Consider the following 12,923-nt stretch of genomic DNA (forward strand, 5'->3'; position numbering starts at 1 on the left):
GTCAGACCAGCCGCGCGACCGGCAGCCGGTCCGTCGGCAGGATGCCCGCGCCGGGGGCCCCGGCCAGTTCGGCGAGGTAGCGGGAGCGCTCCATCGACACCGCACCGAGGCTGCGCACGTACGGCCCGTCCCACTGGGCGTCGAGCAGCCGCCCGCCCGCGGCGCCGAACCGCGCGCCGAGGTCGGCGACGGCGACCCGGGCGGCGTCCGGCCGCCGGTGGAACATGGAGTCCAGGCTCAGCACCGGCCAGACGGCCACCCCGAACACTCCGCCGACCAGTTCCTCGCCCTCCCACACCTCCACGCTGTGCGCCGCGCCGCGCGCGTTCAGCTCCATCAGCGCCGCTCGTAACTCCTCGGTGAGCCAAGCCGGTTGGCGCCCTTCGGCGCAGGCCGTGAGCACCGCCCCGAAGGCGGCGTCGGCGGTCGTGAACCACTCGGCCGCGCCCGCCGCCCCTGCTGCATCCGCTACCTCCGCTGCGCCCGCTGCCCTCGACCGGCCCCGCAGCCGCCGGGCGAGCCTGCGGGGCAGCCGAACCGAGCCGGGGCGCAGCACCGGCCGCGGGTCGGGGGACCACCATGCGAGCGCGTACGGGTCCTCCGCGCCCGGCAGCAGGACCACTTCCCCGGCCTCGACCGCCTCGCCGTACACCGCCTCGTTGTAGGCGCTCGCGTACTCGTCCGCCGCGGGCAGCGGGAACAGCCCGTACCGGTACGCTGTCAGCAGCTGCTCCGGTCCGAGCACCCCGCCGAAGGCCACCGGTCCTTCACCGTCGGCCGGCTGGAGGTCCAGTGCGCCGAAACCGGTCACGGTCACAGGAACCCCTCGTCAGCCAGCCGCGCCAGGTAGTGGTCCAGCAACGCACCGTCCACCTCCGGCAGTTCGATCCCGCTGCCCTGAAGCGCCGCCTCCGCGTTGAGCCGGTCGAAGCGCGGGAACACCGGCTGGAAGTACAGCTCGCTGATGGACAGGTCCGCTCCCGGCGCCCGGTCGACGAACAGCGGGACGAAGGGTGTGATCGGGTGCGTCGGGTGCCCGGCGGCGAACCGCACCAGCCGCTGCACCCATTCCCGGTACGGGAGTTCGGCGATCCGGCGGCCGCGCGCCCGGAGCCGGTCGGCCAGGTCAGGGAGCCCGGCCGGGTTCGGCGAGGTGAGGTGGTAGACCTCGCCGTCGGCGGGCGCGTGCGCGGCGATGTGCGCGACCGCGCGGGTGAACCGGTCGGCCGGGACGAAGTCCAGCGGCAGCTGCACGTCCGGACAGGTGCCGCTGTCGGCGAAGTACTTGATCAGCGCACAGAGTTCGGTGCCGGTGTTCATCACCCCGGTCACGAGGTCCCCGGTGACGTCGTTGGTGCGCAGCACGGTGACCGGCAGTCCGCCCGCCGCCGCGTTGTGCAGCAACTGCTCGGCGACCCACTTGCTCTCGACGTAGCCGACGCCGAGCCGCTCGGGGTGGGCCAGCGGCGTGCGCTCGGTGACCTCGCGGACGCCGGCCGCGCCGAACCCGGCGAGCACGGCGAGGGTGGAGAGGTAGTGCACCGGTAAGCCCCGGCTGTACCCCGCGAGCCGGACCACCTCCCGGGTGCCGCCGACGTTGGGTGCGCGCAACTGGTGGTACGGGTAGAGGAAGTTGACCTGCCCGCCGAGGTGGTACACGGCGTCCAGGTGCTCGGCCAGCCACTCGAACTGATGCCCAGTCAGCCCAAGTCGCTCGGCGGCGAGGTCCCCGACCAGGGGCACCACCCGGGCGTCCGCCAGGTCCCGCCGCAGGAAGCGCTGTCGGCTCGCGCGCAGCCGTTCCAGCGCGTGTTCCTGGTCGGGCGCCCGGACCAGGCAGTGGATCCGTGCCCGGGTGGTGGCGAGCAGGACGTCCAGCAGGTGCGCGCCGCAGAAGCCGGTGGCGCCGGTGAGCAGGATCTCGGCGGGCTCGGCCCGGGACGGTGCCGGGCTCCAGGACTGGCCCACAGCGTGGGTGAGTTGGGCCTCGGCATGCCAGTCGACGGCGGCCTCGCCCTGGGCGACCCCGGTGCGGGCGGCCTGCAGCGCGGTGGTGAAGTCGCGCAGCACGGGCGAGCGCAGCAGCGCCCGGGTGAGGGTTCGGACGTGGCCGATGTCCAGGCCGAACATCATCCGGGCCCGGGCGAGCATCTCCATGGCGAGCAGTGAGGTGCCAGCGAGGGCGAAGAAGTCGTCGTCGGGGCCGACGTGTTCGGCGCCGAGGAGCTCCGCCCAGAGGTGGCCGACGGCCGCCTCCACGGCGCTGGGTCCGACGGCATCGGGCTCGACGGCGCCGGATCCGAGGGCGCCGGATCCGAGGGCGCTGACGGCAAGGGACGTTCGCACGGGGGCCGTCCGCACCGGGGCCGTCCGCACCGGGGCGCGCGGCAGGGACCGTCGGTCGATCTTCCCGGCCGCGGTGAGCGGCATGGCCTCCAGCGGCACGAACTCCGCCGGGACGAGGTACTCCGGCAGCCGTTCCGCCAGGAAGGCGCGCAGCAGCTCGGGCCGCACGACGGCGTCGTCCCCGAGCGTGTAGTAGGCGGTGAGCACCCGGCTGCCGTCCGGCGCGCTGCCGTCGGCCGCGACCCGGGCCTGCCGCACCGCCGGGTGGTCGGCCAGCACCGCCTCGACCTCCGCCGGGTCGACCCGGTGCCCGCGCACCTTCACCTGGTCGTCGAAGCGCCCGAGGATCTCCAGCTGTCCGTCCGCCCGCCAGCGCCCGGCGTCGCCGGTGCGGTACATCCGCTCGCCGGGCAGCGGTGCGTACGGGTCGGGCAGGAACGATTCGGCGGTGAGCCCGGGCTGCCGCCAGTAGCCGCGGGCCAGGCCCGGCCCGCCGAGGTGGATCTCGCCCCGCTCGCCGGGCCGCACCGGCCGCAGCCGCTCGTTCAGCACGTGCACCCGCACCCCCGGCAGCGGTCGGCCGATCGGCACCGGCGCGGTGGGGGCGTCCAGCAGCTCCGGGGTGACCTCGCAGCGGAGGGAGGTGACGGCCGCCTCGGTCACCCCGTACGCGTTGAGCAGCCGCACCCCCGGCAGCCGCTCCCGGCAGGCCCGGCAGTCGTCGGCGTGCAGCACGTCCCCGCCGACCACCACCATCCGCAGCCCCGCCGGGGCGGGCCCGCCGCGCGGCAGCAGGTCGAGCACGTGGTGCCAGTACGCGGGCGTGAAGTCGGCGACCGTCAGACCGAGCCGGGGCAGTCGCCGGACCAGTTCGGTGGGCGCCCAGGTGTCCCGGCCGCCGAGCACGACGGTCGCACCCGCGAGCAGTGCGGAGAACACCTGCTCCAGCGCGGTGTCCGCGCCGAGCGCGGCCAGCTGGAGCACCCGCTCGCCGGGGGCGAGGCCGTAGGCACGGACGACCCGGTCGAGGGTGAACACCAGTGAACGGTGGGTGACCGGCACGCCCTTGGGGCGGCCGGTGGTGCCGGAGGTGTAGATCAGGTACGCGAGATCGTCGGGCGCGGAGCCGACCCCGGGCGCGGATCCGTCCTCGGGCGCGGAGCCGTCATCGGGCGCGGATCCGTACTCCGACAGGCCCGCCGAAACCCCTTCCGACGGCGCCACCACCTCCACCCCGTCGAACCCGGCGCCGTCCGTGACCGCCACCCACGCCCCGCAGTCCGCCACCAGCCCCGCGAGCCGCCGCGGCGGATGCTCCGGGTCGAGCGGCAGGAAGGCCGCGCCCGCCTTCAGCACCGCCAGCCAGGCCACCACCAGCTCCACCCCGCGCCGCAGGCACACCGGCACCACCTGCTCCGGCCCCACCCCCCGGGCCCGCAGCGCCGCGGCCAGCCGGTCGCTGCGCCCGTCCAACTCGCGGTAGCTCAGCGTGGCACCCTCCCCCTCCACCGCGACCGCCGCCGGATCGTGCGCGGCCCGGGCCCGGAACAGTCCGTGCACCGTCTCCGCGAAACCGGCGCGGGCACCGCGGACCGGCTCCTGCCGCCAGTTCCGTTCCACCCAGGCCCGGCACTGGGCCCGCCCGGTCGGCCCGTACACCTGCCGCCAGCCGGCCGGCAGGGGCAAGTCCCCCGGCCAGATCGCGTGCTGACCGTCGTCGTTCCGTACCACGGCGTGACGCCCGGGGTTCACATCCGTGCGTACGCCCCTTGCGCTGTGGGCTGCGTCGTCCACCGGCTTGACCTCTTGCTGAAGCGGCAGAATGCTGGGAGGTGCGACATTTCCGACTATACGCACTCACGGCACCCCGACAACGTCCGTCGCACAGCCCGCCGGACGTCGCCGGGTCGTGGGTGGATCGGCCCCGACAGACCCGTCCTCGCCCGAACTCCCCCGCCCCCGCGGCGGGGTGGCGCCGCGGAGGAGGGAGCCTCTTTGACTTTCCGGCGACAACGCCTGATGGTGTGCTACCTGTGCTGGATGGTGCTGTTCACCGGCATCTACTTCGCCGATCCCGGGCTGCGGATCATCTGGTGGACGGGCATGGGCCTCGGTGGCGTCGCCGCCGTCGTGGCCGGCGTCCGGCTCAACCGCCCCCGGCACCCGCTGTTCTGGTACCTGCTGGCGCTGGCCAACCTCAGCTTCACCACCGGCGAGGCCGTGCAGGCCCTCCAACTCGACATCCTGCACCTGAACAACCCGTTCCCGTCCGTCGCCGACGGCTTCTACCTCGCCGAGTTCGTGCTGTACGCCGTCGGCCTGCTCGGCTTCATCCGATGGCGAACGGCCCGTCAGGACTGCGCCGGACTGCTCGACGCCCTGATCATCACACTCGGCCTGGCCCTGCTCGTCTGGATCTACCTGATCCTCCCGTACGCCCTGAACCCGGCCCTCACCTGGTTCCAGAAGGCCGTCTCGATCGCCTACCCGCTCGGCGACGTGATCGTGCTCGCCCTGCTGCTACGGCTGTTGACCCCACGCGGCGGCAACTCCCGCTCCCTGCAGCTGCTCACCGTCGGTGCCCTCGGCCTGCTCACCGCCGACGTCCTCTACGGGCTGATCCAGCTGCACGGCACCTGGCGCATCGGCACCGGCGTCGAACTCGGCTGGGCCGCCTTCTACACCGCCTGGGGCGCGGCCGCGCTGCACCCCTCGATGGTCGAGCTGACCAGGCCCGTCCCCACCCAGCAGCCCGACCTCTCGGCCACCCGGCTCGCCCTGTTGACCATGGCCTCGCTGATCGCGCCCGCCATCCTGATCATCGAGTCGCTGGCCGGGAACACCCACAACGCGGGCGTGATCGGCGCCTTCTCCGCCCTCCTCTACCTGCTGGTGCTCGCCCGGCTGGCGGTCGTGGTGGTCGCCCGCCGCCAGGCGGTGGCCCGCGAGCGGACGCTGCGCGAGGCGGGCGCCCGGCTGACCGCGGCCGTCACGGTGGCGGAGGTCGCGGACGCCGTGCAGTCCGCCGTCTCGACCCTGATGCCCGCCGAGCGCGGGCACGTCGCGCTGCTCGGGGTCACCGAGTACGGGGTGCTGCACGTCCGGCGGGCCGGGAACGGCAAGGGCGGCGAGGACCCCGGTTCAGGAGGAGGCCCCGGCCCGGACGGCGACTCAGGCCCGGACGGCGGCACCGGCCCGGACGGCGGCACCGGCCCGCCCCGGGAGGACGAGGTGCTCACCCGCCTCGCCGCCCACCGCGAGACCCGACTGCTGCCCGTCGGCTCCGTCGACCTGCCCGCCCACCTCGGCGGCATGCCCGCCGCCCTGGTCTGCCCCCTCGTGCTGGCCGAACGCCCCTCCGGCAACCCGCTGATCGGCGCGCTCGTGGTCACCGGCACCGAACAGGAACTGACCAGCCTCTGGGGCTCGCTGGAGATACTCGCCGCCCAGGCGGCCCTGGCCGTCGAACGCCTGGTGCTGAGCCAGGAGGTCGCCCGGCGCAACAGCGAGCTGTACTTCCGCACCCTGGTGCAGAACGCCAGCGACGTCATCCTGATCCTCGACGCCGACGACGGCATCCGCTACGCCTCCTCCTCCGCCGAACGCGTGCTCGGCCGCGCCGACCTGGACGGCACCCGGTTCACCGACCTCGTCCCGCCCGAGGACAGCCGGGAGGTCGGCAAGGCGCTGGCCCGGATGCGCGGCCCCGCCGACCCGCCCCGGGGCGACCAACCGCGCGAGCACTGGCGGCTGCTGCGCCAGGACCGCACCCCGATCGAGGCCGAGGTCCGCTACACCGACCTGCACGACGACCCGACGGTCGGCGGCCTGGTGCTCACCCTGCGCGACGTGACCGAGCAGCGCCAGATGGAGCGTGAGCTGACCCACCGGGCCTTCCACGACTCGCTGACCGGTCTCGCCAACCGGGTGCTGTTCCAGGACCGGGTCGGCCACGCACTCGCCCGCGGCGAGCGCAGCGGGGCCGTCACCGGGGTGCTGTTCATCGACCTGGACGACTTCAAGGTGGTCAACGACACCCAGGGCCACGCGGTGGGCGACGAACTGCTGGTCGCCGTCTCACTGCGGATCTCCACCGCGCTGCGCAGCTCGGACACCGCCGCCCGGCTCGGCGGCGACGAGTTCGCCGTCCTGGTCGAGGACGCGCTGTGCCCGACCGACGTGGACACCATCGCGGGCGTGGTGCTCGCGGTGTTCGCAGAACCGTTCAAGCTCAGCGCCGGCGCCGTCCGGGTCAACGCCAGCATCGGCGTGGCGACCACCGAGGACAGCGTGGACGCCGCCGAACTGCTCACCCACGCCGACCTCGCCCTCTACTCCGCGAAGGCGGCCGGCCGCCGACAGTGGTGCCACTACCGGCCGGCCCTGCAGGCGGGGCTGGTGGAACGCCACGAGCTGAACGAGAACCTGGACTCCGCCATCGCGGAATCGGCCTTCCAGCTGTACTACCAGCCGATCGTCGACCTGCACACGGGCGACCTGGTGGCCTTCGAGGCCCTGGTCCGCTGGCCGCACGACCGGCGCGGCATGGTGCTGCCCGACGAGTTCATCGCCCTCGCCGAGGAGAGCGGCCAGATCGTGCCGCTCGGCGCCTGGGTCCTGGAACGCGCCGCCGAGGAGGCCGCCGCCTGGCACGCCGCCAGCTCCGCAGCCCGCGCCGCTGCCGGGCGGCCCCCGTTGCGGGTCAACGTCAACGTCTCCGCCCGCCAGTTCCGCGACGCCGGCTTCGTCGACGTGGTCCGCCACGCCCTGGACTCCTCCGGCATCGACCCAAGCACCCTCGTCCTGGAACTCACCGAATCCGTCCTGATGCGCCGCGACGACCGGCTGCGCACCGACATGGCCACCCTCGGCGACCTCGGCATCGGCCTCGCCATCGACGACTTCGGCACCGGCTACTCCTCGCTGTCCTACCTGCGCGAGTTCCCGATCTCCCTGCTGAAGATCGACAAGTCCTTCATCGACGGACTCGGCCTCTCCCCCCAGCAGCACGCCCTGGTCGAGGGCATCACCCGGATCGCCGACACCCTCGGCGTCCAGGTCATCGCCGAGGGCATCGAACACCCCGACCAGCGCGACCTGCTCGCCGCCATGGGCTGCCCCCTCGGCCAGGGCTACCTCTTCGCCCGCCCGATGGACGGCCCCCGCGCCCAGGCCCTGGTCCGCCGGGCAACGTACGAACCCGCCTGACAGCGTTCCCCGGGGACGGCCATCAAGAAGGCTCCGGCCCACGCGAACACCAACGCACGCCGGGCCACATCCACGTCCACGACTTCGTCAACAAGACGGTCGGTCACAGTCCGAACGAAGCGCGAAAGACGCGCATCAAAGTGGTTGCGCGCCATGGCAGGGTAATCACTGCCCATCCGTTCTGCCAGGAAGCTGGAGCTCACCATGGGACTGGATGTCTTCCGGCATTCCGAACTTCCCGATCTGACAAGCTGGGAGGCCCTTCTGAGGACGGTCACCGAATCCTTCGGAGACGAGGACGACGTGCTGATGGACATCGCCATGGGACTCCGCCACGCGGACTTCCCCGTCCTTTCCCGCTGAATTTCTTCTTCAAGCCGTTCAACTTCTAGATTGTCCGATCAGTGGGCATTGATCCGCTGAATCAACCTGCCGGGGCGCCGTCCGATCTCCGGACGGCGCCCGGCGCACAACGTGACTGTGGTAATACCATGCAGAAGCGGCGCAGTCCGTGGGCGATCGTCTACTTCCTGATCGGCCTCGTGTGCGCGCTGACCGCGGTCTCCACGGCTTCGTCACCCTGCTCACCTATCTCCCGAGCTACCTGACCGCCGTCAACGGCCGGGACACCGGCACCGCCGGTCTGCTCATGCTGCTGCTGACAGCCCCGGTACTGGTCTGTCCGATGCTCGCCGCCAGGCTGGTCGGCCGGGGCGTCCGCCCGCTCACCCTGGTCTTCCTGAGCCTGGCCTGCCTGGTCCTCGGTGACCTGGCGCTCACCGTGCTCTCCTCCTCGGTCGGGGCGCCGGTCCTCGCCGGCCCGATGCTGGTCACCGGTGCGGGGATGGGCCTGTCCGCCGGGTTGGTCGACGGCCAGGCGCTGGCGCTGGTCGACCCGGCCAAGGCGGGCATGGCGGCGGGCTTCCTCAACACCCTGCGCCTGGGCAGCGAGGCAGTGGCCGTCGCGGTGTACGGTTCGGCGCTGGCCACCGCGCTCGGGCGGCGGGTCGGCGACGGCATCGACGGGTACCCGGGGGCCGCCGACGCCGCACGGTCGCCGACCAGGCGGCCGGGGGCGACCTCGTCGGCGCCGCCGGGCTCTCGGACGCGGCCGACCGTACGGGCTTCGCCGAGTTCCTCACCCGCGCCTACGACTCCGCCTTCCGCTCCGTGCTCTGGGGCCTGGCGGCCGTCGGCCTGGTGCTGGCCGCGCTGATCGCGGTACTGCTGCGCGCCGGGCGCAGGCCCGCTGACTGAGCGGATGCGACCGGCCCGCCGCGGGGCATCGCGGCGCGCCGGTCAACTCGGTTCGGATTGGAGCCACTTGACGGGGTGCGGGTGCCCGAGGTGCGGAAAGGCCGGGAGCAGGTCGGTGTGCGGGCCGATGTGGTCGGTGGGGATCTTGCCGCCGGAGACCATGGTGAGCCGGGCCGAGGTCACGTCGTCCACCAGCGTGCGGCCGTTGGGGTAGCCGGCCGGGCGGGAGCGGTCGTAGCGGAGGATGTCCGGCAGGACGAGTTTCAGCGTCTCGGTGGCGGCCGCGGTGGTGTAGTCGCCGGTGTGCTGGAGGACAACCGTCCAGGCCTCGTGGTAGGTCTCCCAGTCGTCGGCGGGCTCGCCCGCGTTGTACGCGTCCTTGACCTCCTCGGCGTTGAAGTACGCGGTGAGCGACGGGTGGGCGCCCCGGTCGACGGAGACCAACTGGCCGTTCTGACGCAGGCTCACCCGGCCCCAGATGCCGATGGTCGGGTCCGGGCCGAGGTCGGCGTCCGGGGCTTCGAGGGCGATTCCGAAGACGTTGGCGTCGGCCATCGCGTCCTTGCCGGTCCAGGTGAAGTTGTCGACGATGCCTTCGAGGTCGGCGAAGAACGGGTCGCTGCGCAGGCCGACGGACAGCTTGTAGCCGTTCGCCTCGATCACGTCGGGCGCGTCGCCGAACGCCACCGGAGCCTCGGAGAAGAGCACGTCGCCGGTGGGTTCGTGCTTCCGGGCCGCGGCGCCGGTGGACCGGTGGACGGTGACGCGCTGCGCGCCGGTGCCGCTCTCCGGTGCGGAGAAGGTGAACGAGTAGGCGACGTCGGCGCGGTGGTCGCCGTCGTTGTCGACGTTGATCCGGTAGACGGCGTCGGGGTGGAACTCGGCGGCCTGGGTGGGCGCGTACGGGTTGACGTTGAGGATCAGGACGGTGCGGCCGGGTGTGTCGGCGGCCGGGAAGGCGAACAGGTCGGTCATGTCGAGGCGGGCGTCGCCGCGCGGGGAGCGGAGGTTGGGGCCGCTGAGGTGGTGGGACATGGGGTTTTGGTAGCAGTCGGACCGCACCCGGCCCCCTCGACACACCCGGACACCGCCTCACCGGACCCGGTAGGACCCGGCGGCGCGCCGCAGCTTCACCCGCACGAGTGATTGCGACGCTCCGCATACTGACCGACACTCGGAGTATTCGGAGAGCTCTTGAGGCTCTCCCGGCGTAAGGAGTTGCCGCCATGACCGCAACCGAATCCTCCGCCTCCGAGATCCCGCAGATCGCGGACCACTCCCAGCCCACCATCCACAGCGAGAACCTCGCGGACGTCGGCGGCAACGTCGGTGCCGTGTGGCGGGCCTGGTGGACCTGGACCCCGGCGCACGGGATCTTCAACCTCCGGCTCCCGTGGAACGTCATCGGGATCAACTCGACCGTCGTCATCACCGCCTCCGAGATCGACTCCAACGGGAACCGTTTCGTGGGCGCCGCCGCCTTCCAGGTGTCGAGCATCGCCCCCGGCAACGGCGAGGTGACGTTCAAGATCAACATCGACTGGGGCAGCTCGCTGCCGATGCGCACCGACGTCCTGGTCTTCAACTGACCTGAGGGACAAGGCCGGAGAACCCGCCGGCAACCGAAGCCCGGGGCCGCGGAACCCAGCGCGCACCCGGGCTTCCGCGCGCTTCACTCCCGCACGCGTCGCTGTCGCGCGCCTCGCTGTCCCACGCCTCACGGCCGCACGCGTCGCTGTCGCGCGCCTCGCCGTCCCACGCCTCACGGCCGCACGCGCCGCTCGCGCGCGCCTCGCTTCCGCCGGGCGCGCATCAACCCGGGGATGTAAACCCGTGGGCCAATGCGTGCGGGCGGGAGATCAATCGGTGGGCCGATGCTGGTCCCCGGCGTCGCGTGACAGCGTTCGGCGCATGGACACCACGCCGTTCACCAGCCCCAACGGACCGACCCGCCGTCGCATGCTGGGCGCCGCCCTGGCTCTGGGTGCCGCCGCCCCGCTCGGCCTGGCCTCCACCGCCCGGGCGGAGGCCCCCACTCCCCCGAGCAGCACCCCCGGGCCCGCGGCCGGGCGGCTCACCCTGCCCGGGCCCACCGGCCCGCACCGCGTCGGCACGGCCGCCCTCCACCTGCGCGACACCTCCCGGCCGGACCCCTTCGCCGGCCCCGGCCGCTACCGCGAGCTGATGGCGAGCGTCTGGTACCCCGCCGAGCGCGCCGACGAGCTGCCGCTCGCCCCCTGGATGACCGACGGCGCCATGAGGGCCTACCTGGACGACTTCGGCTTCAAGCTCCCGCTCTCCGCCACCCCGCTCACCGCGGGCCACCTGGGCGCGCCCGTCCACCGTACCGGCCACCGCACCGGTCACCGGCTGCCCGTCGTCGTCTACTCGCACGGCGCCCACTCCCACCGGGCGATCAACACCGTCACCGTCCAGGAACTCGCCAGCCACGGCTACGTCGTGGTCACCGTCGACCACACCTGGGACGCCTTCACCGAGTTCCCCGACGGCCGCGTCCTCACCCCGTGGATCGACGGCGCGCCCAGGCTGGGCCCCCGGGACTACGCCGCCGACGCCCGCTTCGTGCTGGACTGCGTCGAGGAGATCGCCGCCGGACGCAATCCCGACATGGACGGCAAGCCGCTCCCCGACGGCCTGCTCGGCGCCCCCGACCCGCTGGACGTCGGCATGTTCGGCTGGTCCAAGGGCGGCTCGGCCACCGCCGCCGTCACCATGGCCGACCGCCGTGTCCGGGCCGGCCTCAGCATCGACGGACCGATGCAGGCGATCACCGTCACCGACCTCGACCGCCCCTTCCTGATGCTGACCGCCGAGTTCGGCCGCGACCAGAACCCGGACGCGGTCACCTTCTGGAACCACCTGCGCGGCTGGCGGCGCAACATCCAGGCCGACGGCGTCCGCCACAGCTCGTACAGCGACGCGGCGCCGCTGATGCCGCAGGTCGCCGAGCTCCTGGGGCTTCCCGCGCAACAGGTCCAGCAGATGGTCGGCACCCTCCCCGCCGACAGCTCGGTGCGCATCCAGCAGGCCTACCCGCTCGCCTTCTTCGACCTCCACCTCCGCCACCGCCGTGGCTCCCTCCTCGACGGCCCGTCGCCGCGCTTCCCGGACGTCAAGTTCCTGCCGTGACCCCCGCAACGGGCGGCCGCCACGGGGGTGCGGCCGCCCGTCCGTCCTCCTGCGTGCCCGAGGCCGGCGGCGTCAGACGGACATGCCCTGGACGGCGGAGGCGGTGGGTGGGGTGGTGCTGCCGGCGGTGGTGCCGAGGGTGCGTTCGACCTTGGCGACGGCGGTGCGGTACTGCATCGAGGCGGTCTGGGCGTCGGAGGACTCGCGCTGGAAGAAGCCGTAGACCATGCCGACGGTGCCGAAGCGTTCGATGCCGACGAAGGCGTTGAGCTGGACGCCGGCGAGGGTGCCGTCGAGCCGGACGGCGGGGGCGTCCTGGCGGTCGCCGAGGGTGACGGGAGTGACGGTGAAGGTCACCGAGTCCTCGGTGCCGGCGTTGAAGGTGATGGTGTGGCAGGTCTTGAACGCGTCGGTGGCGGTGTTGAAGTCCGTGGTGAGCCTGCCCGGGTCCACGGCCGTCAGGGACTCGGTCACCATCGGGCTGCCGTCCTGGCCGTCGAGTTCGGTCTCGGCCTGCGGGGTCACGGGGCCGGGCGCGGTGGCGTGCATGGTGATCAGGGCGCTGAGCGCGTCGCAGCCGGTGACCGGGGTCGGGTCGGCGCTCGGGCTGGGACTGGGACTGGGACTGGGACTGGGACTGTCAGGGGTCGGCGCCTCGGTGTAGTCCGGGCCGAGGTCGTCCACGCCGAGCAGCGCCGACTTCAGCTGGTCGGCGGAGGGCAGCGCCGGAGCCGGATCGGCGCCGGCGGCGCCTGCCGGGCCCAGGGTGGCCACCGCGACCAGGACCGCGGCGGTGAGGGCGTGGAGAGGCCTCGGGAGGGACATGCTGGCCCCCGGTCGAGAGTTCGGGCAGGGACAGGGCACCAGTCTCCCACCGGGGGGCGCACGGGGCGCGCGGGCGGGAGCCGTCGCAGGTCAGCGGCGATGATGCGAACGAAGCAGGCGGAAAGACGGACGGTGCG

9 protein-coding genes are annotated in these 12,923 nt (G+C 73.1%); 5 read left to right on the plus strand and 4 right to left on the minus strand.

The window, feature by feature from the left end:
* Nucleotide 1: 1 nt before the first annotated feature.
* Both HS99_RS31065 and HS99_RS31070 read right to left on the minus strand, forming a co-directional pair.
* On the minus strand, nucleotides 2–817 hold the full coding sequence (locus tag HS99_RS31065) for a leucyl/phenylalanyl-tRNA--protein transferase (RefSeq protein ID WP_050366478.1): 816 nt from the start codon (nucleotides 815–817) through the stop codon (nucleotides 2–4).
* A complete protein-coding gene (locus tag HS99_RS31070) occupies nucleotides 814–4,203 on the minus strand; it encodes an amino acid adenylation domain-containing protein (protein WP_078938891.1) in 3,390 nt (1,129 codons plus the stop codon). Before HS99_RS31070 ends, HS99_RS31065 begins: the two co-directional genes overlap by 4 nt.
* Nucleotides 4,204–4,341: 138 nt before the next feature.
* Here HS99_RS31070 and HS99_RS47215 point away from each other — a divergent pair, with 138 nt between their 5' ends.
* The 3 genes from HS99_RS47215 (at nucleotide 4,342) to HS99_RS45970 (ending at nucleotide 8,770) form a co-directional block, all read left to right on the plus strand.
* Entirely contained in the window at nucleotides 4,342–7,554 is a 3,213-nt protein-coding gene (locus HS99_RS47215) for a putative bifunctional diguanylate cyclase/phosphodiesterase (RefSeq protein WP_141763850.1), read from the plus strand.
* Between the two features lie 204 nt (nucleotides 7,555–7,758).
* Nucleotides 7,759–7,917 carry a hypothetical protein gene (locus tag HS99_RS45395; RefSeq protein WP_157846542.1) on the plus strand — a complete coding sequence of 53 codons (159 nt, stop codon included), beginning with the start codon at nucleotides 7,759–7,761 and terminating at the stop codon, nucleotides 7,915–7,917.
* Between the two features lie 181 nt (nucleotides 7,918–8,098).
* A complete protein-coding gene (locus tag HS99_RS45970) occupies nucleotides 8,099–8,770 on the plus strand; it encodes an MFS transporter (protein ID WP_050366479.1) in 672 nt (223 codons plus the stop codon).
* Between the two features lie 83 nt (nucleotides 8,771–8,853).
* On the opposite strand, the gene HS99_RS31085 is transcribed toward HS99_RS45970, so the two are convergent.
* Nucleotides 8,854–9,846, minus strand: coding sequence for a DUF4331 family protein (locus HS99_RS31085; protein ID WP_030551834.1), 993 nt, complete (start codon nucleotides 9,844–9,846; stop codon nucleotides 8,854–8,856).
* A gap of 191 nt (nucleotides 9,847–10,037) precedes the next feature.
* On the opposite strand from HS99_RS31085, the gene HS99_RS31090 reads away from it, so the two are divergent.
* Nucleotides 10,038–10,400 (plus strand): hypothetical protein, encoded by a 363-nt coding sequence (locus HS99_RS31090; protein ID WP_037828516.1) that lies wholly within the window; start codon nucleotides 10,038–10,040, stop codon nucleotides 10,398–10,400.
* Nucleotides 10,401–10,722: 322 nt separating this feature from the next.
* A complete protein-coding gene (locus HS99_RS31095; RefSeq protein WP_030551836.1) occupies nucleotides 10,723–11,961 on the plus strand; it encodes an alpha/beta hydrolase in 1,239 nt (412 codons plus the stop codon).
* A 72-nt stretch (nucleotides 11,962–12,033) separates the two neighbouring features.
* On the opposite strand, the gene HS99_RS31100 is transcribed toward HS99_RS31095, so the two are convergent.
* Nucleotides 12,034–12,786: a hypothetical protein gene (locus HS99_RS31100; RefSeq protein WP_030551838.1), complete on the minus strand. Its 753-nt coding sequence runs from the start codon at nucleotides 12,784–12,786 to the stop codon at nucleotides 12,034–12,036.
* Nucleotides 12,787–12,923: the final 137 nt, after the last annotated feature.

This window comes from Kitasatospora aureofaciens, assembly GCF_001188955.3.
GTDB lineage: Bacteria > Actinomycetota > Actinomycetes > Streptomycetales > Streptomycetaceae > Kitasatospora > Kitasatospora aureofaciens.

Coding starts and splice junctions, on each gene's coding strand:
- HS99_RS45395 (WP_157846542.1), top strand. CDS start 7,759: ATGGGACTGGATGTCTTCCGGCATTCCGAACTTCCCGATCTGACAAGC.
- HS99_RS31085 (WP_030551834.1), bottom strand. CDS start 9,846: ATGTCCCACCACCTCAGCGGCCCCAACCTCCGCTCCCCGCGCGGCGAC.
- HS99_RS31090 (WP_037828516.1), top strand. CDS start 10,038: ATGACCGCAACCGAATCCTCCGCCTCCGAGATCCCGCAGATCGCGGAC.
- HS99_RS31095 (WP_030551836.1), top strand. CDS start 10,723: ATGGACACCACGCCGTTCACCAGCCCCAACGGACCGACCCGCCGTCGC.
- HS99_RS31100 (WP_030551838.1), bottom strand. CDS start 12,786: ATGTCCCTCCCGAGGCCTCTCCACGCCCTCACCGCCGCGGTCCTGGTC.